This window comes from Chryseomicrobium imtechense (genome assembly GCF_041475995.1).
Taxonomy (GTDB): domain Bacteria; phylum Bacillota; class Bacilli; order Bacillales_A; family Planococcaceae; genus Chryseomicrobium; species Chryseomicrobium aureum.
Map to the genome: position 1 here is coordinate 17,732 of NZ_JBGOBM010000005.1, position 26,795 is coordinate 44,526.

20 protein-coding genes and 1 pseudogene are annotated in these 26,795 nt (G+C 40.6%); 8 read left to right on the forward strand and 13 right to left on the reverse strand.

Annotated elements, in window-relative coordinates; genetic code table 11:
• Positions 1-8 precede the first annotated feature (8 nt).
• Genes AB5N96_RS06255 through AB5N96_RS06265 form a run of 3 tightly spaced genes read right to left on the reverse strand, consistent with a single transcriptional unit; the run spans position 9 to position 1,536 of the window.
• Positions 9-299, reverse strand: coding sequence for a hypothetical protein (locus AB5N96_RS06255; RefSeq protein WP_204590547.1), 291 nt, complete (start codon positions 297-299; stop codon positions 9-11).
• A 56-nt stretch (positions 300-355) separates the two neighbouring features.
• Positions 356-982 (reverse strand): HAD family hydrolase, encoded by a 627-nt coding sequence (locus AB5N96_RS06260; RefSeq protein WP_204590548.1) that lies wholly within the window; start codon positions 980-982, stop codon positions 356-358.
• Complete coding sequence (locus tag AB5N96_RS06265) at positions 979-1,536, reverse strand: DUF2179 domain-containing protein (RefSeq protein ID WP_204590549.1); 558 nt, start codon at positions 1,534-1,536, stop codon at positions 979-981. Before AB5N96_RS06265 ends, AB5N96_RS06260 begins: the two co-directional genes overlap by 4 nt.
• Before the next feature lie 180 nt (positions 1,537-1,716).
• On the opposite strand from AB5N96_RS06265, the gene AB5N96_RS06270 reads away from it, so the two are divergent.
• Complete coding sequence (locus AB5N96_RS06270; RefSeq protein WP_204590550.1) at positions 1,717-2,055, forward strand: YflT domain-containing protein; 339 nt, start codon at positions 1,717-1,719, stop codon at positions 2,053-2,055.
• Between the two features lie 131 nt (positions 2,056-2,186).
• Here the strand turns inward: AB5N96_RS06270 and AB5N96_RS06275 are convergent, their stop codons facing one another.
• On the reverse strand, positions 2,187-6,065 hold the full coding sequence (locus tag AB5N96_RS06275; RefSeq protein WP_499705091.1) for an endonuclease: 3,879 nt from the start codon (positions 6,063-6,065) through the stop codon (positions 2,187-2,189).
• A gap of 16 nt (positions 6,066-6,081) precedes the next feature.
• Positions 6,082-7,704: a BCCT family transporter gene (locus tag AB5N96_RS06280; protein ID WP_499704968.1), complete on the reverse strand. Its 1,623-nt coding sequence runs from the start codon at positions 7,702-7,704 to the stop codon at positions 6,082-6,084.
• A 178-nt stretch (positions 7,705-7,882) separates the two neighbouring features.
• Here AB5N96_RS06280 and AB5N96_RS06285 point away from each other — a divergent pair, with 178 nt between their 5' ends.
• Positions 7,883-9,046 carry a dicarboxylate/amino acid:cation symporter gene (locus tag AB5N96_RS06285; RefSeq protein WP_204590553.1) on the forward strand — a complete coding sequence of 388 codons (1,164 nt, stop codon included), beginning with the start codon at positions 7,883-7,885 and terminating at the stop codon, positions 9,044-9,046.
• Positions 9,047-9,346: 300 nt separating this feature from the next.
• On the opposite strand, the gene AB5N96_RS06290 is transcribed toward AB5N96_RS06285, so the two are convergent.
• Both AB5N96_RS06290 and AB5N96_RS06295 read right to left on the reverse strand, forming a co-directional pair.
• On the reverse strand, positions 9,347-9,964 hold the full coding sequence (locus AB5N96_RS06290) for a vWA domain-containing protein (RefSeq protein WP_204590554.1): 618 nt from the start codon (positions 9,962-9,964) through the stop codon (positions 9,347-9,349).
• A gap of 78 nt (positions 9,965-10,042) precedes the next feature.
• Positions 10,043-11,041 (reverse strand): macro domain-containing protein, encoded by a 999-nt coding sequence (locus AB5N96_RS06295; RefSeq protein ID WP_204590555.1) that lies wholly within the window; start codon positions 11,039-11,041, stop codon positions 10,043-10,045.
• 209 nt (positions 11,042-11,250) lie between these two features.
• Between AB5N96_RS06295 and AB5N96_RS06300 the strand changes: the two genes are divergently transcribed.
• Positions 11,251-12,795 (forward strand): malate:quinone oxidoreductase, encoded by a 1,545-nt coding sequence (locus AB5N96_RS06300; protein WP_204590556.1) that lies wholly within the window; start codon positions 11,251-11,253, stop codon positions 12,793-12,795.
• 504 nt (positions 12,796-13,299) lie between these two features.
• Here AB5N96_RS06300 and AB5N96_RS06305 read toward each other — a convergent pair.
• The 5 genes from AB5N96_RS06305 to AB5N96_RS06325 form a co-directional block, all read right to left on the reverse strand.
• Positions 13,300-14,583, reverse strand: coding sequence for a hypothetical protein (locus AB5N96_RS06305; RefSeq protein ID WP_499704969.1), 1,284 nt, complete (start codon positions 14,581-14,583; stop codon positions 13,300-13,302).
• Positions 14,584-14,687: 104 nt separating this feature from the next.
• Positions 14,688-17,597, reverse strand: a complete 2,910-nt coding sequence (locus AB5N96_RS06310; RefSeq protein WP_499704970.1) for a glycoside hydrolase family 113 protein — start codon at positions 17,595-17,597, stop codon at positions 14,688-14,690.
• Positions 17,594-19,015 (reverse strand): glycosyltransferase family 2 protein, encoded by a 1,422-nt coding sequence (locus AB5N96_RS06315; protein WP_392454381.1) that lies wholly within the window; start codon positions 19,013-19,015, stop codon positions 17,594-17,596. The genes AB5N96_RS06310 and AB5N96_RS06315 overlap by 4 nt, the downstream gene beginning before the upstream one ends.
• Positions 19,015-20,064 carry a HEAT repeat domain-containing protein gene (locus tag AB5N96_RS06320; protein ID WP_499704971.1) on the reverse strand — a complete coding sequence of 350 codons (1,050 nt, stop codon included), beginning with the start codon at positions 20,062-20,064 and terminating at the stop codon, positions 19,015-19,017. Before AB5N96_RS06320 ends, AB5N96_RS06315 begins: the two co-directional genes overlap by 1 nt.
• Complete coding sequence (locus tag AB5N96_RS06325; protein WP_499704972.1) at positions 20,061-20,885, reverse strand: response regulator; 825 nt, start codon at positions 20,883-20,885, stop codon at positions 20,061-20,063. Before AB5N96_RS06325 ends, AB5N96_RS06320 begins: the two co-directional genes overlap by 4 nt.
• 263 nt (positions 20,886-21,148) lie before the next feature.
• Between AB5N96_RS06325 and AB5N96_RS06330 the strand changes: the two genes are divergently transcribed.
• Positions 21,149-21,583, forward strand: a complete 435-nt coding sequence (locus tag AB5N96_RS06330) for a hypothetical protein (RefSeq protein WP_392454389.1) — start codon at positions 21,149-21,151, stop codon at positions 21,581-21,583.
• 9 nt (positions 21,584-21,592) lie between these two features.
• Here AB5N96_RS06330 and AB5N96_RS06335 read toward each other — a convergent pair whose 3' ends face one another.
• Positions 21,593-22,720 carry an IscS subfamily cysteine desulfurase gene (locus tag AB5N96_RS06335; RefSeq protein WP_499705092.1) on the reverse strand — a complete coding sequence of 376 codons (1,128 nt, stop codon included), beginning with the start codon at positions 22,718-22,720 and terminating at the stop codon, positions 21,593-21,595.
• Between the two features lie 81 nt (positions 22,721-22,801).
• On the opposite strand from AB5N96_RS06335, the gene AB5N96_RS06340 reads away from it, so the two are divergent.
• The 4 genes and pseudogenes from AB5N96_RS06340 to nadA (AB5N96_RS06355) form a co-directional block, all read left to right on the forward strand.
• Complete coding sequence (locus tag AB5N96_RS06340) at positions 22,802-24,319, forward strand: L-aspartate oxidase (protein WP_499704973.1); 1,518 nt, start codon at positions 22,802-22,804, stop codon at positions 24,317-24,319.
• Positions 24,300-25,151 (forward strand): carboxylating nicotinate-nucleotide diphosphorylase, encoded by an 852-nt coding sequence (nadC, locus tag AB5N96_RS06345; protein ID WP_499704974.1) that lies wholly within the window; start codon positions 24,300-24,302, stop codon positions 25,149-25,151. The genes AB5N96_RS06340 and nadC overlap by 20 nt, the downstream gene beginning before the upstream one ends.
• Positions 25,148-26,254 carry a quinolinate synthase NadA gene (nadA, locus tag AB5N96_RS06350; RefSeq protein ID WP_499704975.1) on the forward strand — a complete coding sequence of 369 codons (1,107 nt, stop codon included), beginning with the start codon at positions 25,148-25,150 and terminating at the stop codon, positions 26,252-26,254. The genes nadC and nadA (AB5N96_RS06350) overlap by 4 nt, the downstream gene beginning before the upstream one ends.
• Positions 26,255-26,504: 250 nt before the next feature.
• Positions 26,505-26,753 (forward strand): annotated as a pseudogene (gene nadA / locus AB5N96_RS06355) (quinolinate synthase NadA); the annotation flags it as partial.
• Between the last annotated feature and the right edge of the window lie 42 nt (positions 26,754-26,795).

The window sequence follows — 26,795 nt, forward strand, 5'->3', positions numbered from 1 at the left end:
TTTTCTAATTATTCTTTTCTTGTTAAAACTTCAAGCGCATAAATCACAGCAGTGATTGTATGGAATGCCCATCCAACGAATGGAATCCAAGCGATTACGCTCGTGACCATTCCAAATATCGCCCCAAGTTTTGCTCCATTGTTTTTAAGCGCTAAAACTAATACAACAGCGTGAATGACAAAGCCAAGTCCAAGAGCACTATACCCTGTTGAAACTACTATCGTTCCTCCAAGAATAGGAATCGCTAAAATCACTTGAAAAATCAATGCAATGATCTTTGCAACGCGTAAATTACTCATAATGTTCGCTCCTTTAAGTATGATGACTAACTATACGGTTGATAAATGAAATGGTTTCATTTAGTGTCCATCAATTTAACTAGTTCTTTAAACGTAGTTATCTTTTCATCATAGTCTTCAGGTGTTCCAAACCCGTAACTTGCAAAGATAAATGGAATTCCTGCGTGGCGAGCTGCGTCGAGATCACCTTGTGTATCTCCTACATAAACTGCTTGATCAATTGAATTCCGTTCCATTACGAGGAGTATATTTTCCCCTTTAGACAAGCCTGTTCGACCAGGATTTTCATAGTCTTTAAAATAAGATTCTAAGCCATGTGCTTCGTAAAATGCTTCAATGTAGCCGTCTTCACAGTTCGAGACAATATAGAGGTCATGTTGTTTGGCTAGTAGTTTTAAAGTTGCTTCTAAATGATCAAATAGCTTTCCACCCTTTTGGCGAATCAGTTTCTGATCAACTACCGCACAAGCATCCATTAACTGTTTGCGGCGTTCAAGTGTTTCATCTGGAAATAACTTCTCCGCAATGACGGGTATTTGCAAGCCCATTAAATTCCCGATGTCTTCTTTCGTAAATCCAGAATGGTCTGGGATATGGTGTTGGATGGCTTCCGTCCAGGCTTCTGCGATCGTCTGACGAGAATCCCACAGCGTACCGTCTAAATCAAAAATAATGCTTTTCATTGTGCACCTCCCTGCTGCTTCTCTTTTGCGAGTTTCCGATTCCGTTTCATTGACTTTGTAATATATCCGCCTTTAAAGTTACGAGGCTCATACGAGACGATAAATGCATTAGGTTCATACTCACTGACGATTCGAATAAATTCTTGCTCTCTGTCACGTCTAGCCGTACAGTCTAGGCGGTAACGTCGTGCTTCATTCATCCCCTCCACTTCAGATGTTGAAACACTAAACCCTTCACTGCGAAGTCGATCAATCATTTCTTCATTCTTGTTCATCACATTTACTTCCAATGAAACAAATCCTATTGCAAGTCGTTGCTCGAGGGTTTGGCCTAAATAAATCCCTATACCGAAACCTAGTGCATAAGAAACCATATTCATATAGTTTGAAAGATCACTAAATACGATTCCAAGAGCTACTACATAGATAATTCCTTCTAATATTCCAAAGCTAGCTGCTTTTGCTTTCATTCCCTTAACCATCATGATAGTTCGTAATGTAAGTATTGGAACATAGATCAGCTGTGCGATAAAGATAATCACAGCATCCACCATTTAACCACTTCCTTAATCGGTTTTGATTTGTCTAGTCTACCAGTACATCTTCACCCCATGCAAGAACTTAGGAATATACTCCCTATTTTTGGATTGCAAGTTTACGTATTGAGTAGCGGTGGAACTGTAGGAGTGGCAGCACATTTTCACATTCCTAAAAAACAAGGAGGCAATTCATTTATGGAAAATCGTTATTACAGAACGTTTGACAATGAGCAAGACCTTCAAAATGAAATGGATAGATTACGTGCAGAGGGATATACGGATGAAGACATGTATGTTATGTCAAAACGCGAGGACCGGATGAGTATTTATAGAGGTCACAATGACCATGAAGGCCATGAAAAAGAAGGTCTATGGGAGAAATTCAAAGAATTTGTTACCGGAGACGATGAGTCAAATGAACATTTTAATCGCATGAGTTTTGAGGAAAGTGAACGAAAACAATATTATGATGATGTTAACAATGGAAAGCATTTGCTTTATGCGGACCGGGAATACGGTAGACGCCCGCTCTAAAGCACTAAAAGCTGCCTTAACTAAATGCATACAAAAAGAGCGCTGGTTGGACAGCGCTCTTTTCTATGCCAGACAATGGTTGGCACTAAGTAGTACGTTTTAGAATTAAAATAGTTTCACAAGAATAGAAATTAATTTAATCCAAATACCATCTCTGCCCACTGTGGGTTATCGATGAACGGATTGCGATTTTCTTGTGCTTCAAATATACGATTGTTGCGTTCGATCTCAACAGCATCTACTGGATCAAGTTTGTGCCACTCAAGTAAAACAGAAAGCTTCCCATGGTATGGAGCTGAACCATTATTTACTTTTTCATTCAGCTCTAAATCCACACGATCTGTTTCATCATAGCGAGTCGCCATGTAGAATAACATACGCGCCACATCCCCTTTTACTCGTGTAGGTGGCTCGAATGAATCGCCATCTCGCTTACAATCTGGACAGTTAGTAACAGGAGTACCGCCCCAATCAAAGTCAAGATTTCCACGTGAACTGTTTACTTGAACATCAGTTGCACGTAAGTGATGGATATCTGTTCCAGGACCATTGCTAGTCCCAAAGTTACCATGAGACTTTGCCCAAACGTGTTCACGATTCCAGTCACCAACATTTCCTCCATTACGGTCTTTTGAACGTGAAACGCCAGAATAGAATAAAGAAACGTTGTTTGTGTTGTTTGGATCCTCGTCTGTATATTTTAAAGCTGTCCAGACTTGGGAATACGATAATACGATTTGCTCGTCAATAATGTCGTGAAGCGCGTCTTTCAGCGCTTCACCTGTTAGATTTGCAAGCCCCGTGTAATACCCATCAACCGAATCGTAGCTCACTGGATCGACTGGGTCAACTGGATCTGTTGGTTGTTCAGGTTCTTCTGGTTGAGCTAGCGTATTCATCGTATCAATAAAGGTGATGTTCTGTTCCGAAGCACCTTTAGTATATGAAATCTTTCCAACATTAAATGCATTTCTTAACTCAATTTTTTCTTTACCTGAAATCACGATTTCTTTAATAACGGTTCCTTCTAAATCATATTGAGCATTTGATTTGTTAGGATTCAATAGAACTGTACGATCCTCTAGCCCACTTCCTGTAATACCTGCAACCTGCGATTTGACTTCAATCCCGTTATTAATACGCACATTTTCTCCGATAGTCACATGTGTGTTCGGAGTAGCGACCACAAGCTTACCTGTCTTCGTATTTTCATAACGAAGGTAGCGATCATAAACTAGTGGTGGAACCGGTGGGATTACTTCCTTCGTAAAGTCTACTTGAATAAGAACTGGGTCATGGTCAGAAGCTCGTCCATGCTCTTCCATTTTATTTGCATTGATATGCAAAATATCAACGACTGTTTTTTCAAGTAAGTTTTTCGTTACTAGGATGTGATCAAGAACTTGATTGTTTCCTTGGTAGTAGTACGTGAAACGGTCTTCTACCGGTACTTGTTCAATCATGTTGACTAAAATATCACCTTTAAGTGCTGCAAGTGCTGGAGTGAATTCAAAGTCATTCATATCCCCTGCCACTACTACGTTTAGGTCAGGATTTTTGTCGAGCCCTTTTTGGATGAAGCTATTAATCATTTTGGCAAGTTCGATACGTTCAGGTTCAGAGCCCAATACCGGTGGTTGATTTTTACCAAACAAGCCTTGGTCCCCGCCCTTAGAGTTTAAGTGAGCTGTAATCACTACAACTTTCTCACCATTGAACATAAATTCAGCAGCAAGGGGTTTACGTGTGTTCGGTTGTGGAAGATCTAAAATACGACCTGGATTCAATGTTAAAGAGCCAGAATCTGTCCACTGCGTTGCCTGGGTTGAAGTTCCTTTCGTACCTGGAACTAGTTCTACACGATCTGCATTGTATAAGTATCCAACACGAATGTTTCCGCCCGGTTGCCCACCATCTTGATTGTGAACAGGTGCAATATCTGTATACGAATACTCTGGACCACCAGCAGCTTTAATCGCTGCAATTAAACGCTCATAGGACTGAGATGCATCTGGATTTCCTGAATCTACAGAACCATCGTTATCTTGTACTTCTACAAGTCCGATAATATCTGGAGATTTCATTTTGTCCACGAACGATTTCGCAATGCGTTCAACTTTTTCGTCCGATGTTTGAGAAGCGTTTGCTGAGAAGTTTTCTACATTATAAGTAGCAACTGTCAGTTTTTCATCCGCTACTTCAATGGAAGTTGTTTCATCTGGATGTGTACCTTCAATTAATTCTGGTAATTGCTCGACAGATGTAAAGACTTTATAGTTCCCAAATCCATAGCCCACAACACCAACAGGAGCTGTTGCAAAACGATCTCCTGATTTTGCAACATACGATTCATTGTCAATATCAAAGATGACACGTTCTGGATTGTAATCGTCTGCTGAAATAGTGATTCCACCAAGCAGGTTCAACTCGTTATTTGTCGCTTCAGTGTTCACGACAATTACTTCACCAAACTTCTGTGGTCCAACGATATGAGCGTTTGGAACAGATACGCGCATTCCCTCTAATGACTCCCAGAAATCAATCCCATCTTCATCTGGATCAAACGAAGTTAAGTTATCGTTATCAATAATTTTTGTAGGTGGCATACGATCAACGCCGATACGAATTGGTTCAGGTAGTTCTGCTGTTCCAATTTTTGATACTGTAGAATTCCCGATACGTGTAATTGGTAGGTCTGTCTGACGGTTATCGGAATACCCTTCATAGAAATTTTCTTGAACAGTTCCACTTACAGTGATTAGATCACCTACTTTGTAAGTAGAAGCTGCATTTGGTAAGTTGACCGCAATCCCCTCTGCAGTTGCAGGGTTATCGTCAGGGTCCACAGTTTGAATAAAGAAGTTCGCTGAGTTATAGAAGTGAGTGATAACGCCCGTCACTCCTGCCACACCAGCACCAGTGTATGGAGAATAGTGATCTTCTCCTTGAATTTCTTCAATTGTTACATTTTCAGTCTTTAAAACAGTAAATTTAAATGAGAATACTTCTGATGTTTCAGAAGATGTCACTGCAATCGCCTTGATTGTAGTAGTTTCTTCAAGAACGATAGGACCTTCATAAACTGTACTCTCTGTCGTTGGTGTAGAACCATCAAGAGTATAGTAAATTGTTGCATTTTCCCACTCTGTTAGAAGTTCAATGGATTGACCCTCATTTACTGCACCCGGGAAAACATTTGTAAATACAGCAGGTTTTGTAGAAAGTTCAAAGCTTGATGCACCTGTTGTTTTCAATTGGAATGTCGTATTGAACGTACCTGCAATCCCGTAAATGTCCAAAATGTCTCCATTTGAATATTGACGAATAAAGTCTTCATATGTGTAGCCATTTCGGTTGTCATTGCGCACTACTACAGATGAACCATCTTCTGTAGTTGCTGTGAATTCGATTGTTCCAAATCCAGGATCACGTAAATTTGAGACAACAGCTTCTTCAAGAAGTAAACGTTCCCCTTGCGTAGAAGCATTTACACCTGAAGCTGGTACAACCTGCACTTCTGGTAATGGATTGTTTGTATCTAGCTTAGTAATCGTGGGGTTCGTGATTTGTAATTCATTTTGGAAAGCATCAAGAGTTCCTTGGATTTGAATACGGTCACCCTGCTTCACACCAGTATCAGTAGTTGTATAAACATAGATACCTGCAGTAGCATCTTGAATATAGAAGCCATTGTTACCGAACTTCGCAATGTCCGTTGTTACAATTCCTTCTGTAACTACAGAAGATTTTAAAGTCGCAGCTCGTACTTCTGCTACAGTCTGGCTTTGAATCAGAGTATAGCTATACGTTTGAATAGCACTAGTTTCCAAACCATCTTTTTTTGCAATAGCTTTAATTGTAGTTGCTCCATTGATTTCAATAGGCATTGTGTAGACTTGCGTTGCTTGATTTGAGTCAGAAGGGTCAGACCCATCTACTGTGTAATAAATCGTAGCATCTTTTGTAGTTGTGGCAAGCGTGACTTGTGAGCCCGCAACTAAATTTATCAGTTACAGGATTTATTTGCTATTCTTTTTTAGTAGGGTTATTATCCTTCAATGCCTCCAAAGGTGTGCGCTTTTTCTTTCTCGCACGCAATTTCAAATAAATTGTAGGAGACTCATACTCATCCGATGCTTCAATATCCCTGTTAGATGCTCGCATGAACGACCATCCGAGTAAGAACATAATAAAAATCAGAGGGAATCCCCCTACTATACTGGCCGTTTGTAATGTATCAAGCCCACCAAGGAAGAGGAGTGAAAGTGGTAAGATGCACAATGTGAATGCCCAGAATAGTCGATTCCACAGTAAAGGCTCTCCATCAACAGATTTTTGAACGACAGAAGCAAGTATATACGACGAGGAGTCAAACGTTGTGGCTAAGAATATAATGGAGAGCACTGTAAATACTAACACCATTAAGTAAGAGAAAGGCAATTGTGACACTACTGCAATAATCGTAGCAGCAGGACCATTGGTTTCCATAAAGCTAATGACATCAAATTGACCCGTGAGTTGTAAATGCAGACCGTAGTTCCCAAAGATTCCAAAGAACAGGACACACCCAAGAGTTCCGTAGATCATTGTTCCAAAAATCATTGAACGAATTGTTCTTCCTCTAGAAATACGAGCAATAAATAATCCAACGAACGGAGCATACACAAGCCACCAAGCCCAGTAAAACACTGTCCACGCTTCCGGGAATCCACTTTCAGTAAATCCACCTAAATTCCCAAATGGCTCTGCCCATGTTGCCATTCTAAAGAAGTTATCTAAAATTAACCCAACTCCATTAAAAGTAGTCTCCACTATAAAACGTGTAGGACCGAAGAATAATACAACCGCAAGTAGGAATAGTGCTAACCAGATATTTAAATCACTTAACACTTTTATCCCTTTTTTCAAACCTGAGGCTGAGCTAATAGCAAATATAATTGTACATAACAACATAATAAGTGCTTGAGTAAGAAGGTTTACAGGAATGCCAGTCAAATAATTAACCCCTTCAGCAATCATCGGAGTTCCAAGAGCTAGTGTAGTACCTGCGCCCCCTAGTAAGCCGAATATAAATAAAATATCAATGATTTTACCAAGTGGACCGTCGACCCACTTTCCTAACACTGGTCGTACTGCTTCACTTACTTTAAGAACACTCTTTTTTCGTACATAATAGAAGTAAGCAATTGGAAGTGCAGGAAGTGTGTAAATAGCCCAGGCAATCGGTCCCCAATGGAACATTCCATAAGCCGTTGCCCAAGGGATAGCTTCTGGAGATTCTGGCTCTAAACCAAATGGAGGTCCCTGATAGTAATAGACCCACTCAATCACAGACCAATATAAAATACTTGATCCAATACCGGCAGCAAATAACATCGCAGCCCAGGAAAACGTATTGAATTCTGGTTCTTCCCCTTCTTCTCCTAATTTAATATGTCCATTTTTACTGAATGCAACAAAAATTAAAAAGAAGAATGCACCTAATCCCATCGCAAGATACAAGATTCCAAAATTTGTTGTCATATATTCGTTTGCTAGACCAACAATTACTCTACCTGATTCAGGAAAGAACACGAGTGGCAATGTGACTGCCATCAAAAGTAAAAATGCACCTATAAATGTTGGCCAATCAATTATCTTTGATTTCATCTGTTTTCTCCTTTCAGTTTAGTAGTACAAGTGTACCAGAGATTTTCATGAAAATTATTTTTTAAATCAAGTTAATTCATTTTATTATTCTATTTATTCAAAAAATAAGTATTTTTACTATTCCGTGATATGATACTTCCATGAAAAACAAATGTGTTTTTAGGAAGGACGTAAGCATATGAAAATCAAGTTTGGTTTGTTACCTCGAATTATACTGGCAATAGTATTAGGAGTAGTACTAGGTTCATTTGTTCCTGAAAACGTTGTGAAGTTTTTCGCTACATTTAACGGGCTCTTTGGTGGGTTCTTAGGCTTTGCAATCCCACTTATCATTATTGGGTTTATCGTTCCTGGGATTGCTCATCTAGGCAAAGGGGCTGGGAAACTTTTAGGTGTTACGACAACTACAGCATATGTTTCAACAATCATAGCTGGAACATTGGCGTTTACTGTAGGAAGTTTATTGTTACCTGGCTTCGTCGAAAACACAACTGCAGGAAATGTAGTAAATCCAGGAGAAGCACTGCTTGGCGGTTTTTTTGAACTTGAAATCCCTCCAATTATGGGTGTCATGAGTGCACTAATTTTTGCATTTGTCTTAGGTATCGGAATTTCAGCTACAAACAGTACAAACTTGCGTACAATTATGGATGAATTCCAACGCATTATTGAAAAATTAATCACGTACGTGATCATTCCACTATTACCGATTCATATTTTAGGAATTTTCATGAACATGACGTATGGTGGTCAAGTCCAATCGATTTTGTCGGTTTTCGCCAAAGTCTTCATACTGATCATTGCACTTCATATCACCATGCTTCTACTTCAATATACGACTGCAGGAGTCGCGAGCGGAAAGAATCCATTGCGTTTGATTCGCACGATGTTACCTGCCTACTTCACTGCTCTTGGTACACAATCATCAGCTGCGACAATACCAGTAACTTTGCAGTCAGCTAAGAAAACAGGGGTTAACGAAAAAATTGCGGAATTTGCTGTACCGTTATTTGCAACAATCCATTTATCAGGTAGTATGATCACTCTTGTAAGTTGTTCTATGGGAGTAATCCTGTTAACTGGTGGAGCACCTAGTTTGTCAGAAATGGGGCCATTCATCTTGTTACTTGGCGTAATGATGATTGCTGCGCCGGGTGTCCCAGGTGGCGCTGTAATGGCTGCAGCGGGTCTACTTGAAACAATGCTTGGGTTTGACCCAACGATGGTTTCTCTTATGATTGCATTGTATTTAGCGCAAGATAGCTTTGGTACGGCTACGAATGTTACAGGGGACGGGGCTTTGACTGTTCTTGTGGATAAGTTTTCTGGAGCAAAATCTTAGATGTGTAGAACGCTACTCTAAAGTTGAAATCTCTACAGCTTGAACACCATTTCCTGGGGGACTTTCACCGAGCCTCCTCACATCGACTTTGTCTTGTTGCGGGGTCTCGGCAAAACTCCGATAGCCCGGGAAATGGCGTCCTAGCTTCCGAGTTCTGAAGATGCAACTCTGATATATGGTGACAGGCACCATCTGGGAACCACTGGTAAATGGTGACAGGCACCGACTGGTAAAATACTCATTAAGACAAACCAAAACCAGTAGTTTCTCTGATATTTAGTCAGAGAAACTACTGGTTTTTTAGCTTCGTTGGTGGAAATCTTGTTCGACTTGTTTCTTCCATTCCCTCGTAATCTTTTTGCCCGATCGAACAGAAGACACGGCTTCATTTATAGAAGCAAAGTTCAACTCAGTTCCTTTCGCATCGGCATGGTAGTTGACAGCATAGTCACGATGAATTCCAAACTGTTGAGCAGTGGCAACTGCATCGATGTTCGCTCCTAAAAACAAGAACTCCCATCCTAATGCCGTTTGAGCTGAAATGAGTTGTTGAACAGACTTCGTCGTATACTCTTTACTAGCATTTTCCATACCGTCTGTTGTGATTACAACTAACACCTTCACATCTTCATTTTTTTGAATGGTCTTCATCTTCTGAATTCCATAACCGATAGCATCAAGCAATGCCGTCGTTCCTCGTACGTAGTATTCTTTCTCTGTCAAAGCCCGCACTTCATGAATACTCGTCCGGTCGTGTACCCATTCTAGGTGATGATCAAAAAGTAAGGTGCTAATCCGAACATCGCCTTCAACTTCTCGTTGCTTTGTGATTAGACTGTTGTAACCGCCAACAGTATCCTTCTCTAACCCACTCATTGAACCGCTGCGATCAAGAATAAAGAGTACTTCTGTTTTCATTTTTAGTTCCTCCTCTAGATATAATCTATCTAGAGTCTACCAACAGAAGACATTCTCATGGTCGCTTCAAAAGCGACATCATGACGCTCCCAACAGTGGCTGATGATACGTAAAGAGAACTTCGTTGATTGTATAAATATCATAGTTCTGATTGCGAATAAAGTATTCAATAATCAAATCAAATTTTGTACTTTTTGATAAGGAGTACCCTGCGGCTGCTAAAAGCTCTTGTGTCTCTTCAAGGGACAATTCTAAAGCAATAGCTAAAGAGAGCGCGGTAGACTTTTTAGGCTGATACTCACGTTTGGAACGAATCTTTGAAAAAAGTCGTCGATCGATATTTGCCTTTCGGTAGACATACGGATCGGATAATCCTCTCTCATCAATCAACCGGATTAGTTTATCAGAAAATGTCTCATCAGTAGTAGCTAAGAAGTCGTCAAGTGTCGACCTTTTCGTTGATTCAAAAGTAGGTAGTTCTTGAAATGAAAACGCTTCGTCCACTTGCATTTTATTGCGTTCCCGCCCATATTTCTTTTCTAATCGGTGCACAGAATGTTCATCAATGAATTCTTCAATCGATTGTTTTAACTGTTGACTCACTTGGACAGAATTTTGATCAAAGAGAACAAGAAATACTGTAATATCCTTTTTTTCAACAAATGCTTGAATAGTTTTTTTGGCGATTAAAAACGCTTTTTCTTTGGGAAATCCATAGACTCCTGCCGAAATCAACGGAAATGCAACGCTCTTTAATTGATGATCACAAGCTAGCTCTAAAGCGTTTTCATAACAGCTCTGTAAAAGTTCTTCTTCTTTTTGTAATCCCCCATTCCATTTAGGTCCTACAGTATGAATAATAAATGCAGCGGGTAATCCAAATCCTGGTGTTACGACTGCTTGCCCTGTCTGAATGGGAGCAAGAAGAGTACAAGCTTCTTTTAACTTTGCTCTTCCCGCCTTATCAAAGATTGCACCACACACTCCGCCACCTTCTAGAAGTTCCTTGTTTGCGGCGTTTACTACTGCATCTACCTTCAATGTTGTAATATCATCACGTATAAGTATGTATGGCATATTGAACCTCCGTCCTATTTTCTCTATCATATCCTAATTTTTACATGCATTCTACTTAGTAAATAATAGTAGAAATTTGTCAGTCAACAGGCGTATAATAATGAATGTACGTATATAAATCATGAAGTATGTTCCCCGTTCAGTTGGAGAACCTGCTTTTTTTAATAGGCGAAAGCGCTTAATTAAACTCAAGGATGTGGAACGCAATCATGAACAGTCAGGATAAACAAATGGATGTTATTTTGATCGGTGCCGGTGTAATGAGTGCCACACTCGGTGCTTTACTAAAAGAATTAGTCCCTCATTGGAACATTAAAGTATTTGAAAAATTAGATGCGGCGGGTATAGAAAGTTCGAACGAATGGAACAACGCAGGTACAGGACATGCAGCTCTTTGCGAATTGAACTACACACCGCAAGCAAAAGATGGCTCCATTGATATTACAAAAGCAATTAAAGTAAATGAACAGTTCCAATTATCTCGTCAGTTTTGGTCTTTCTTAGTGGAAAAAGGATTACTCAAAAAGCCAGAAGATTTTATCATGCCGATTCCACACATGAGTATGGTGCAAGGTGAAGCGGATGTTGATTTTCTTCATAAACGATTCGAAGCTTTAAAAACGAACCCTTTATTTGAAGGAATGGAATTTTCAAAAGACCCGAAAAAACTTGCCGAGTGGATTCCAGTTATCATGAACAATCGCACAGATGGTCAGCCGATTGCTGCAACGAAAATCGACACTGGAACAGACGTAAACTTCGGTGCATTGACACGTATGTTGTTTGACTATTTACAACAGCAAGATGTGGAAGTGAACTACAAACATCGTGTCGACAATTTGACGCGTTTAGAAGATCGTCGCTGGGAATTAAAGGTGACGAATCACGAGACGAAAGAATGGGAATACCACCAAGCAGACTTCGTATTTATCGGGGCGGGTGGCGGAAGCCTTCACCTTTTACAAAAATCAGGTATTCACGAATCCAAAAACATTGGAGGATTCCCTGTCAGCGGGTTGTTCCTCGTTTGTAATAACCCCGAAATTGTAGAAAAGCATCATGCGAAAGTGTATGGAAAAGCAAAAGTCGGCGCTCCTCCAATGTCTGTGCCTCACTTGGATACACGCTATATCGATGGCAAGAAATCTTTATTGTTTGGTCCATTCGCAGGCTTCTCACCGAAATTTTTGAAGACAGGTTCAAACTTAGATTTAATCAAGTCTGTTACGCCAAATAACGTGTTTACGATGCTTGCAGCTGGCGCAAAAGAAATGTCTTTAACAAAGTATTTAATTGAACAAGTCATGCTGTCTCACGACAAACGTGTAGAAGAATTACGTGAGTTCATCCCAGATGCAAAAGCAGAGGACTGGGGAACTGTCGTTGCAGGTCAACGTGTACAGGTCATTAAAGATACAGAGGTCGGCGGCAAAGGAACACTTCAGTTTGGAACAGAAGTTGTGAGCGCAACGGATGGCTCAGTAGCTGCTTTACTCGGGGCTTCTCCGGGAGCTTCAACTGCTGTACATGTCATGTTGGAAGTATTGGAACGTTGTTTCCCAGAGTTTATTGAAGAATGGCAACCACGTGTGAAAGAAATGGTTCCTTCTTATGGAGTTTCTCTCTCAGACAACCGTGAATTGTTCTTTGATTTGTTGAATTCGACTGCGCGTACTCTGAAATTGACTGAGATGCATTTAGAGAAACAACAACAAGAAACTGTTGCAGTTGCAGCAACTCCTGAGAACGCATAAATTTAGAGAATAGTAGTAATGGATTCAATCTCTGGCGATGCGGTAGTGAGTTCCAGGGGGAGCATAGCGGAGCCTCCTCTTGGCATACGAGAAGCTCGCACTTCTCGCCTCCACTGCGGGGTCTCCGCCATACTCTGATTCCCCAGGAACTCACTACCTCCTCTTGTCGATTAATAAAGTCGGCAAGTAATGAATATAGAACTCGCCCGCTGTCCTAAACAGTGTATAGGGTGACAGGCACCATCTGGGAACCAGTGGTAAATGGTGACAGGCACCTATTATAAATCCCGTAGGCCAGGTTGTTATTTCCCGGGTCATCAGGGTTTTCACGAGACCCGGCAACGAAGATGAAAATGCCCTTCTTTCATCTTACGTGGGGAGGCTCGGGGAAATCCTCCCAGGAAATAGCGGCCTGGGTGGAGGGATTTATATGTGACAGGCATCCATAAAAATTACAAATAAAAACAGTAGTTCACTTAGCCTAATAAGTAAACTACTGTTTTTTTATTGATAAATGACATCTGCTAGTCGCATATTATTTGGATCGTACGCCTCAAATACTGTTTTTTCCTCTTCTACTGCCATGCGTATATTACACGCTGACTGATAAATCGGGTCTGATGCATAGTCAGTTGATAAAGCACTTTCACCAGTTCGGGTGTACGCATAATAAGCTCCATTTGATTTCCGGTAGACAAAAGTTGAAGTGTCTTTGTAGAGAAGTACGTTCTTTAGGTTGGACACATTTAAATCATAAGCTGCTTGTGAAATCGACGGGTCTGGTAACAGACATACGGTCGAGCCATTCATAAAATCGACACGTTGACTATCATTATTTGGATTGACTATTTGTTCCTCGGTAGAACCTTTTGTAATAATAATTCGGTTGGCAATGATATGAGAACTATCAATCTCTGTTTGAGAGTTTGAATTGAATTCTAAATCTAGTGTTGTTGTAATTAAATTTGAGTTTTTTACTTGGAAATGCTTTTCAAAAGATAAAGAAGCTCCGGAGAGAACATTTACATTTAACAAACTTCCCCCTGATCCGAATTGTTGATGGTTGAATGTCCCACCTTGTTGAAAGTAGTAAAAATGCTCTCCTTCAAAATTATAAGTTTGACCATTTGCCGTATTGATTGGGTTGGTTACTACAATCGTATCATTATTTGGTAAAGAGGCATATTGTGCAAATGTATAAGACGTGATAAAGGAGTCTGTCTTGTCTCCTTGCCACATTAGTTGTTCCGGTAACTCTATAAATAACTCTATCGGTTCACTGACATCCGTCTCGGTAAATCCGACCACTTTCAAAGATAGCGTGGAATCCTCTGTATTCAAATTTGAACGCTCAATAAGCCGGTACCCTCTGGTCTGTTGATCTACAATTGTCGTATAGCCCGCCACAATGGATGGTGGTGTTGAAGCAGTTTCCATATAGACAGTGTTGGCATAATAAGCAGCTAACTCCGCATTTTGTGTGGTGGCAAGTGCAGTCATATTAGTTGTTAAATCTGTGTAACTTGTCGAAGTTTTTTTCACTTGATCCATCTTAGTAGCTGTGTCAGCAATCAATTGATTCACATCACGGATGATCTCTTCTTTATAAAACTCTGCTCCCATTTCTGCGAGCGCCGTTGTTACAATGCTTGAATCTGTTTTCTCAACCTGCACTTTTTGTGAAACAGCAATACGCGTGAAAGAGAACATGAAAAGCATGAGCATCATTACAAGACCTAATGTGATTAAAAGTGTGTACCCTTTTTCATTTGTTAGATGCGTTCTCAAACTTTTCACATCCTTTCATTAGTATTGAAATATAGTAATTTTGAATCAATTATCTACTTATTTTGTCATTTATCTTAGTTTACACTACGAACACTGTTCCGTCATCATTCTAAATCCTCAAATGTTTGTTGAAGGATATAGTATGATTCTTTAAGGCGTTCCTTTGAAGTTGGGGTGTTCCAGCTCTCCCATGAATAACGACGAAGACCTCCATCCTCTGATACGACCTTAGCCCCTTCCGCTTCTCCCATCACGAGACCAATTCCAATTGATTCGATAAACTCACTTGCCTCTTCACCGTCTTTGAACACATCCCCAATTACTTCTAAGCGACTTGGATCTCTAAATTGAAGTAGCAGCCATGGAATTCTAATTTCTACTGAATTGTCTCCAAACTCATAATCCGCAAGTGAGTTATAATCCGCTGAATTAGGATTACCATTGCCCCGTGTCAACTTTCCAGTCTCATAAAATTCAAATGGTAGTACTTCATCTAGTTCTGGATAATACAACTTTTTGTTTAGAACATAATAGATTGGTGTAAATTTTCCTGTATTCTTTCTTCCGTTGGAAACAGGCTCAATCATTTTTTGGTCGTTGCCATATAAATAATGATAATAATCGTAGTACGTATCAGCTACTAAACGGCTTTCTTCACCATTCATATCCACAATGAAATCAATTCCATCTTCAAAAGATACTTCGTCTATTTGCGTATTTCCTTGATCAGGAATTGTATCAAGAACAATACGTGCTCGCTCCGTATCCTGAAGTCCTTCAATTTTTAAATACAGATGGGCTTCATCATGCGTGACTTTTAGAGATGCAGACGAATCTCCAATAAAGTCGTCTACTTCTGTCCAATCCTCGAAACTCCCATCTACTTGTACTCTCATAGAATCAAAGCTCAACAAACCAAAATTCTGTTCATTTGTCTGTCGATTAGACCAGTACGGGCGTCGTTCGCGATTATCATATTCTTGAGTATTCCATGTTCGTTTGAACCACTCATCCTGCCAACTGAACACTAAACCACCTAAATAGTCTTCCGCCATAATTGTTTGGAACAGTTTTGAAACATATTCTCCTTGTTGCTGTTCTGTCACGTTCCCTTGGTTCCATCCATAAGGGTTGATATGCGTTCCACCACGTGAAGCTGGGATTCCAAATTCAGCAATCAGAACCGGCATCTCGTGTGCTGCCCGTAAATCATTTAGATAGCCTGCATAACTATTTTTCTCTCCATCTTGATCGACATATTCTAAGTACTCCTTATCAACATTTAAGAAGTCTGGATAGTACGGATAAACGTGGTACGATGCGAACTGACCGATTGGTTCCATTTCATTTTTCAAGCGAATTACATTCGGATTCACACTTACTAGATCCTCGTCGATATTTGGTTCGGATGGGTGATCCAGCAAATCCGTTGTAACCCAGTTTGTAAAGCTAATCGGGCGGAGTTCATTATAATTGTCTGCCTCATAGGTTAAAATGCCATCCATATGCATCGCTAACCAGTGTTCAAAAGGAGACGCATTTTCTGTTTTTACAAATTGACCATCGTAATCTTTAAGATGATCATTTTCTTCATTCGTTCCAACAACCATTTCCGGATACCATTCAATCCCCATAATCCAGCCGACTACATACTCCGATATATCTGCTTCGTAAGTACCGGAAGCGTGACCTACTTGGGGAAGAATTCGGGCATTCCCATGTATCACATCGACAATGTCTTGATATTCTTTAATAAATCGTTTATTGGTTTCCTCATTGAATGCATTTTGTGTTTCCTCTAACAACTCTTCTTCCGTCCATGCGCCGTGAAATACATAAAGCGGGACGTCATGCTCTTCATTATAGCGTTTCAATGCACGATAAAAACCTGGAGGATGGACCGTATACACTCGAATCGTGTTAGCATTCATTTCACCGATTTGTTGGAACCAACGATAATATTCTTCCTCTGTAATCGCTGCTTCCCCTGGAAAGAATCCTGGTTTACCCATTCCAATATTTACGCCTTTAACGGACATCTCTTGCCAGTCCCCGTCTACTTGCACTTCAAACTGGTCACCCGAAATTCTTGAGTGATTCACCAATTCTTCATTCTTTCGGACTGATACACCAGACAAATCTTTTGCGGATGCAACCATGTTTGTCAATTGGGAAGTAAATGTCGACCAGTAAAATCCGTCCCCACGATTTGCATAGAAGAAGTTGTACACAGAAGACAAACCAAAGATTTGGTAAAGTGCTGGTGGCGATTCTAGAGATTGATAATCCGCTGCCATGTAGACAGACTGAATCTCTGGATGCTCGCGTTGCACGATTGCTGGCACTAGTCCTTCTGTCAATTCAACAGGCAATTGTTGGTGAATAGATTCTGGGAGCGCAAACCAAAATGAAACGTCCTCTTCAATCGGAGTAGTCACAATCTGAATCCAACCGCGATAATCACTTTCTACCCAATCATTCGAATCACCATGCTGATAGACTTCTTCCGATTCTATAACAACTGTTTGTTCGATTCGTTCATTTGTAAATATATACCCGCTCCCCTCATACTCCCAATTACCTTCCACTAATTCTTTAGTCGAGTCTGGAATATCAGGATTACTTGCTGACAAATCCTCGAAGTAGCGCATAATCCAACCTGTAAACCGAACCCCTGTGAAGTCTTCTATTTCTCGTGTAAGCAACTCGTCTTGTACACCTAGCCAATCAATCGGTTGTATTAGAAGCAATTTATTTAGTTGTTCTGAGGTAGTCGCTTCTCTCCACCGCTGTTCGTTGACTGATCCTGATACAATATCTAATTCGATAGTGGCATCGTCTGAATCCGCATATTTTTCATGCTTAAAATACCAATCTATTCCTTGATGGTTTTCTAAATCATCTTTTACTCGGTCAGAAGCTGTGACTGATGAATTCGGTGTTGCCACCCAAAGCAAATAGGGCAGGCCAAATACGCCTGCCACTACAAGTACAACTAAGATAAATCGATTCACGAGGTCATCTCCTTTTTCTGGAAACCAGTACGTTCCATTTTGCCCCACTCGCGTTTTCTAAAGATTGTCCGAATAAGCCCTTCCAATCTCCATAAAAGCGTCAATGGGCGGTACCAGAAGATTTCAGTTAAAGCCATGATTAACAGGCGATAAATATCTCGGATACGTGGGTAGCGATTTACACTCCAAGCTTCCATTAATACAGATCCCATTGAGAATACACTTCCATAAAGTATCAGTAATAATGCTAGCAAGATTGCAATTTCGATGTATACATCACCTGCAAATAAAGCAAATATTAAATAAATGTATCCTCCAATCTCAATAATCGGGCCTAGAAATTCAATCAACCAGAAATAGGGCATCGATACCATGCCAACAGCTCCGTACTTTGGATTGAAGGTCATTCGTTTATGGCGCCATAAACTCTCAGTTAATCCTTGATGCCACCTTCTTCGTTGCTTTCGAAGTACGGAAAGTTTAGAAGGAACTTCTGTCCAGCAAACCGGATCCGGAACAAATTCAATTCGTTTCTTTTCTTTACTTTCAGCAAGTACTCGGTGCAAACGAACAACCAGTTCCATATCTTCTCCTATTGTGTTCTTCGCATAACCTCCTGCTTTAATAACCCAGGACTTTGAGAACACGGAGAAGGCGCCAGAAATAATGAGCACTAAATTATAGCGACTTAGAGCAATCCGTCCCATTAAAAATGCGCGTAAATATTCGACTGCTTGCATGACAACAAGTAAGTTGTTTGGTAGAGCAGGGCTTGAGATAGCACCGTGCTCCACATAAAGGCCGTTTGCAATACGCACATTCCCACCAGCAGCTATTACTTTTCCATTCGATGCAACAATCGGCTTCATAATACGCAATAACGAACGATCTTCTAATATTGAATCCCCATCAATGGAGCAGATATACGGAAATCTGGAAACATTGATACCTGCATTTAGAGCATCTGCTTTTCCACCGTTCAGCTTGTCGACCAAAAGTAAGTTAGGGTGAATCGTAGATTGATAGATGGCAACAATCTCTTCATTCTCCAACTGTTTGCGCACGACCTTGTTCAGCTTTTCCATTGCAAAATAAGAAATCATCGTTTCTTTTGTGAGGTCTGTAGACCCGTCATTTATTACTATGACTTCAAATTGAGGGTAGCGAAGGCTGAGTAATGACCGAACACTATCTACCACACCTTTTTCTTCGTTAAATGCTGGAACTAAAATTGATACAGGCTTTGAGTAATAACTAGAAAGAAAATCGTCATCAAGCTCTTCTTTATCCAATTGGTATTCTTTACGCAGCTTTAATAAAGAGAGGAGTAACATAAGCGTATATATGATAATGACACCGATCATGTAAAAAATCAGAAAGCGTCCAAAAAATACTAAAATAGCTTCCCAAATGGCCATTACGCAAACACTCCCCTCATAAGCTGTTCTTCAATGATTTCAACCGCAAAACGATCCTGCGTGCTATCTTTGTATGCAAGCAATAGCTCAGTCCCATTTTTTTGCTTAGCTACTGAGCGTGCAGCTGTAGAACGAACCCACCAACTCGAATCTTCAAGTAAAGGCAATAAGTAACCTATACTCTCATCTAGTGGGAAAGTTCCAATCAGCCGAGCAGCAAGCATACGTTCTTCCCAATAGTCCGACTCGAGAAATGGCACAATTGAAGAGTAGTCTTTATAAAAACCAATCATTTCAATAGCCTTTAAAATGCGAATACGAATTTCGGACTCTTCTTCCAGTTGAAGCTGGCTCATTAAAAATTCTTGATATTCCACATAATTCTTCTCTCCAATAACATCGATTAAAGAAAGTTTTGCCGGTCGAGAGAGAAAACTATAATTCTGAACCAAGTCTTGCAGTTGACGATTTTCAAGTTTTAAAAGAAGTGCTCGATTTTGATGTTCCGAAAATTGATGTTCATCGTCTTTGATAATATGCAAAGCTATTGTCTTACCAGTCATAATTTTTAATAATGATAGATAATAATCTTCTTCTACAGTGGCTACTTTCTTTGACTCCCAGCGCTTCAGATGACTTTCGGCTAATGCGACTAACTGAAAATCAATGGTTCGATAAAGTCCGTTCATCCGATGACTCCACTCGGGGCTCCGTAACATTTTTCTGTAGTACCCCTCTAAATAAGAGTTAGCAAATAAGTAAATCTTTTGCCGAGTCCCTTCTACATACACGCTATTTAAAAAATTGATGAGTAGCTTCTCTGTAGCATTTGTTTCAAGCGGTCCTTTTGGAATTAGACGTTCATCCCAGTCCCCTCCATAAAACAAGTAGTCCATCCATAAATGCTTGGTACGATCGATATAGTTCTTTTCATTTGCTAATCTTCGCTTCTCTAAAAGCCGTAAGACTGTTAAATACAAACTAAATAGCAGCAAAAGTGTTAAAAGGACGAGAATAATCCATAATAGCGTTATACTTGAAACTGTCATTCGAACCACAGCCTCTCAATTGTTCTTCTGAAGAGAGCTTCAAACAAGCGAAGATTAAATGGCTTATGAATCACTTCATCAATCCCCATTTGATAGGCATTAATTAGATTTTCTTCAGAGACACGGTCCGTCAACATAAAGATATGAAATTTTTGATGACTTGCTTGATTTCTTAGGAAATGTACGACTTCAATACCGTTCTTCTTCGGTAATACATCGTCTAAAACGACCAAATGATGATTAGCACTTGTGTACCACTCTGAGGATTCGAATTCTAAACCGTCTTCAAATAAACGGACATCTAATAAGAAGTTTTTAAAGTTCATAGTCGAAATTGATCGGTGCAATACTTCTTGAACTATTTTGTCGTTTACAATAACACTAACTTTAATCGTGCTCATCTCCGTAATTGTCCACGGTCCTCCAATGTAATGTACTGGAGATTCATCCACAGTTGAACTTTTCATGATTTTAACAACTTCCATTAAACTCATTTTGGAGTCTCGAACTTCTGTGAATAAAACTTTGTAACTATGGACATCTTCTAATGAAAAATGAGATTTCAGCCGTTTTATAAACGCTTGAACTTCCTTCTTTCCACTATTTGGTAATACTGCCCACAAACCTTCTTTTTCCGGATCATGAAAAACTAAGTCAGAGTTACGAATAAATTTTAAGACTTCCTCATTTTCGACTTTCGCTTCTTCTGTCAGCGGTTTTATAAAAACAACGGCAATAGGGGCTTTCGACCTTTCCAACGCACCTTGGATGAGTGAGAATATGGACTCTGCTTCATCTACCCAATACAATTTTCTCCCCACTATCATCGCCCTCTTTCTTTCAATAAAATTGTTACTCATACAATAGCACCTTTTTCATAATTTTAATAGTACTATTCGCATTATTTTAAATTAATTTTTGGTTTTTTAATAAAACAATTTAAATAACATAGTAAAATAGTATTTATATGAATCTAATCTATGTATGACTAAAGATTTTTTAGCCTTTACACTTGACTCTTTTCGAGAAAATAGATACCATTGCATGAATCTGAATCAATTGAATAGAAAGGGAGGAATGTACAATGCATAGAACACATACGTTGTATGATTTGCAACATGAAAAAAGTACGGCCCCTTCTTCACTGTTTTCAACCAATGCACGTTTACTTTGGTTTAAGTCAATTGAGCATCAGCAGTTATGCCATTTATCCAATCAAAATCTTAGTGAGTTGATGGCACTTAAGATCTTACCTGAATTTACATTATTTGAATCTCTCCACCGTCTATATGAAGATCCTATGGCTGGTACTTTAGAAGATGGCGAGCTACTACAAACAGTTGCTTACAATTTCACTGAAGAATTTTGGAAGAACCACCCAAAAAGCAATCATCAGATGACTGAGTTTTTGACGATGCTCTCGACTTTTAAAGTCGCCGAAAATTATCACTGGAAAAGCGAAATTGAAAAGAAGAATTATTTCTATGCTTTAGAAACATTATCGAATCAATTAAAGTAGAAAGAGACCTCATCTGAGGTCTCTTTCTACTTTATAGGAACGAATCCACTTTATTAAATTCTCCACTTCTCTCTCAGTAGTTAAATACCCGAATGAAATTCGCACAAATTGCCGCGCAACATCTTCTTCGTAGCCTAGAGCGCTTAGCGTAGACATCGCCTCTCCGTGCCCCACTTTGCATGCACTTCCGGTTGAGATGGAAATTCCGTGTCTGTTTGCTTCTAACATGGTATGTTGTCCGTCCACACCAAAGCCCGACAATCCCACTATAAAAGGTGATTTAGTTGTCCCTTGCCCAACATATTCCACAGTCTCAGGCAAAGCATTAACCACTCTCATATGGAACTTTTGCACATTTGCATAGAGATCATGTTGTTCCTTTAGCGAGATAAATGCCGCTTCTGTTGTAGCTACTATAGAAGGAATATCCACAGTGCCTGCTCGAAATCCAAATTGATGCGTTGTGCCGGGATATACAGAGCTCCAATGAAAGTCTGGATTGATCAAACAAACGCCGCATCCTTTGGGTCCCCCGAACTTATGGCCCGAAATAACAAAACTCGCAACGTCCTGTTGCCAACCAGTCAATGTACATTTTCCGAACCCTTGCACCGCATCACAATGAACGGGTATCGATTTTCCCTTAACAAGTGACAGTATCTCTTCTATAGGTTGTAGAATTCCTGTTTCGGAATTCACCCACTGACATACTACTAAAATCACCTCGTCACTAAGCATGTCATTCGTTTTTTGCAAATCCACAACACCGCGTTCAGTTAAAGGCAACCATTCTAAAGCAAAGCCCTCACTCTTCAATTCATGAACAACCGTTAAAATGCTCGCATGTTCAAGCGGACTTACTAAAATCGTTCCTTGCTTCCCTTTTACGAGTGACCGAATAGCCAACTGATTTCCTTCTGTAGCTGATCCCGTGAAGAAAACACTATCAGGGCTTACCTGTAAATGATCAGCCCATATATGTTTGCATTGCTGAAGCACTCGTTGTGCTGCACTTCCGACGTCATGAAGACTTTGAGTATTGCCATAAAATTTTCGCGCTGCTTCTACATAACTTGTAAGTGCTTCTTCTCGCATAGGGGCTGTCGCAGCATAATCAAAATAGTTCAACTTTTTCACAACCTTTGATTCGAACTTGTCTTTCATTTTGCCTGGGTTCATAATAGGTGTCAAGACACTTGTAAAGTAGGTGTAAATTTTATGGTTGATGTTTGTATAGTTGGTGGCGGTTTAGCGGGGCTTATTCTAGCAAAAAACCTTTCATCTACACTAAATGTTGTGATTATCTCGGATTCGTTTATCAAAGGAAATAGTTGGCTTGCACAAGGTGGTATCGCCGCTCCGCTCGGCGAGAGTGATGCACCTTCTTTCCATCTTCAAGATACGCTTCTTGTCGGCTCAAAACATGTGGATGGTTTGGCTGCAAAGGAAATTATTGAAGACGGTGAACGTTTAGTCCGAAGTCTAGTTAATGAAGGATTTCCAGTTGACCTCACTTCAGATGGAGATCTGGCGCTAGGTAAAGAAGCCGCGCATTCCCGTCATCGAGTGCTTCATGCAGGAGGAGATCGGACCGGGAAGTTTTGGATGAAGAAAGCTACTACCGCTACACAGTCTGTTAAAAGAATTATAGCTTCGGCTCACTCTCTTGTTATGGAAGATGGAACTTGCAAGGGTATTCGCATCGTCACGGAGCAGCATCAAGTAGAAACTCTATACGCCACTAGAGTTGTATTGGCTACCGGTGGAATCGGTGAACTTTTTGGAGTTACGTCGAATTCTTCCGCAGCTAAAGGTACGGGGTTATCACTTGCCTATCATGCAGGTGCTCGGCTGACGGATTTAGAATTCATTCAATTTCACCCTACTATCGCAGTAGACAAGCAAGGAACTAAAGGATTGGTGACAGAAGCATTACGAGGAGCAGGCGCAATTTTTACTGATCAAGAAGGCACTCCTCTTGCTATCAATCCCCTTGGACCTCGTGATGTGACTGCGCGCTTGATTGATTATCACTGGCGAAACCAACTTCCGGTTTTTCTAGATCGAACGCAGGTGGAGAAATTTTCGGAGCGCTTTCCAACTGCGAAGCAAGTTTTTAAAGACCAACAGCGGATAGCTGTTCGTCCTGGTGTCCACTTCCATATGGGAGGTATTCAAACGGATCTAGGTGGACGTACTAGTATTCCTGGACTGTACGCTTTGGGAGAAGTGGCTTGTACAGGTTTACATGGAGGCAATCGTTTAGCGAGCAATTCGCTGCTCGAGTGCATTGTGATGGGTTATAGAGTAGCTGAGGATATTCAATCAACTAGCGCGCCCATGACTGGAATAAGAGAGAGCAAACTCCCAGAGCCACCCACAGAAATACGAAACAAAGATTTTTCTCAAGAGTCTTTAGTGCATTACTGTGGAATTTTGCGAGACGAATCAAGTGAGACATATGCCAACTCACTCCCACTTCAACAATGGGACTTAGCCAATGTGCCCGTTCACACCATTGATTTACTACATCGCTATACTACGAGCTCTTTACTTGCTCAGTCTATATCCCTGCGTAAAGAAAGTCGGGGCGCCCATTTTCGAATAGACTTCCCATCTATTCAAGACGAATGGAACCACAAGGTTATTGTTCACGAAGGAAATCAGAAGTGGATTGAAACGAGAAATTCTAGTCAGTTGAAAGAGAGGGTCTACTATGAATCGATTCATCATTGAAGAAAGGCTACGCCAATTTTTTATTGAAGATATAGGAGAAGATGATCTATCTAGCCGTGTTTTTGACAGTGCACATCACTCTACTGCTTTTGTCCGTGCAAAAGAAGAGGGAATTGCCTGTGGATTGTTTATTTTTGAAATAGGATTTGGTCTGCTGGATCAAAACGTGAAGGTCACTCTACATAAAAAAGAGGGAGAACCCTTCCATAGTGGCGATAGTTTAGTAGAGCTAACTGGACCCACTCACTCCTTGTTGTCTGGGGAGCGTGTATTGTTGAATTTGGTGCAGCGCATGTGTTCAGTGGCAACCTTTACAAGTCACTGTGCAGAACAACTTGCCGGAACACCTGCCCAACTTGTCGATACTCGGAAAACGACTGCAGGGCTACGTATATTTGAAAAGTATGCCGTCCGGGTTGGTGGTGGGAAAAATCATCGTAATGGTTTGTACGATGCAGTCATGTTAAAAGATAACCATATTGCGGCTTGTGGATCGATTACACTTGCGGTGCAAAAAGCACGTCAATTCGTAGGTCCTCTTGTGAAAGTAGAAGTAGAGATTGAAACTAAGGAACAGTTGATAGAGGCAATTGAAGCAGAACCCGATGTTATTATGATTGACAATCAATCCCCTGAAACAATCAAACAGTGGGTACAACTCGTTCCAGAAACTATTTTAACAGAAGCATCCGGTGGAATTACTATTGAGACACTACGTGCATATGGCGAAACCGGTGTTGACTTGATTTCAATGGGCGCACTCACGCATAGCGTAAAACAACTGGATTTAAGTCTAAATGTCACTTCATCACATAAGGAGGTAATGAAATGAGTATTTTATCGCTTCTTACAGAGACCAGCTCACTCCCTGCGCAGTATACAACACTCTCTACTGAAGAATTAAGAAAGCGCGCACGTGCTGCCCGTGAAAAACTTCAAGATCGTGTCTATATTCTCGGGCACCATTATCAAAAAGATGAAGTCATTCAATTTGCTGATGCTACAGGTGATTCTTTGCAGTTATCACAAATCGCTGCTGAGCAAACTGCAGAAACCATTATTTTCTGCGGTGTTCACTTCATGGCAGAAACTGCAGATATCTTAACATCTCCGGACCAAAATGTAATCTTACCGGATATGCGTGCGGGTTGTTCAATGGCGGACATGGCAACAATTTCTCAAACCGAACGTGCTTGGACACACTTACAGGAGCTGTTTGACGATACAATATTGCCACTCACCTATGTCAATTCGACTGCTGCGATTAAATCGTTTGTTGGGAAGTATGGCGGAGCTACTGTCACCTCCTCTAATGCCCACAAGATGGTGAAATGGGCATTTACTCAGAAACAACGATTACTTTTTTTACCCGATCAACATCTAGGTCGCAATACAGCAGCTGACCTAGGAATCCCACTCGAGCACATGGCCATCTGGGATCCAATTGCAAATCGTTTAGAAGCTTTATGTGCACTAGAAGATGTTCAAGTCATCTTGTGGAAAGGCCATTGTTCGGTGCATATGAATTTTTTACCGAAGCATGTGGAAAACTTGCGCAAAAATGAACCAGACCGAAGAATTCTCGTACACCCTGAGTGTACGCATGAAGTAGTAACAGCATCTGATGATAACGGATCTACGAGTTATATTATTGACCAAATCAACCAAGCACCGGATGGTTCTAAATGGGCGATTGGAACTGAGATGAATTTAGTCAATCGCTTGATTGCAGATAACCCCCATTTGGATATCGTGTCACTCAACCCATTTATGTGTCCGTGCTTAACAATGAATCGAATCGACCTTCCTCATCTTACGTGGGTGTTGGAGGAGCTAGTTGAAGGCAATGTGGTCAATCCAATTAAGGTTGACGCAGAAACTGCCGAATATTCGAAGATTGCACTTGAGCGGATGTGGAAGTATTTAGATGTGTAGAACGCCGCTCTAGAAACTCCGACTTTATTCTCGGTGCCTGTCACCATTTACCAGCAGTTCCCATATGGTGCCTGTCACCCATCCTGAGCGGTCGTTCATCGGATAAATGCTTGATTTATTCTACACTAACCACAATTTATTCTACCGAAAGTGACTTTTCTTCTACCGAAGTCATATTATGGAAACTATTTATTCTCGGTGCCTGTCACCATTTACCAGCAGTTCCCATATGGTGCCTGTCACCCGAGACAAATGGGCAATCGGTACGGAGATGAATCTCGTGAACCGCTTGATTGCGGACAATCCACATCTCGACATTGTGTCACTGAATCCCTTTATGTGCCCCTGTCTGACGATGAACCGAATTGACTTGCCTCATTTAACGTGGGTATTAGAAGAATTGGTGGAAGGGCGTATAGTGAATCCTATTAAAGTGGACCAAGACACGCAACATAACGCCAAACTCGCGCTGGAACGTATGTGGCATCATCTTGGCTAATTGAAAAAACTCGCGCCCTTTTTGGGAACGCGAGTTTTTGTA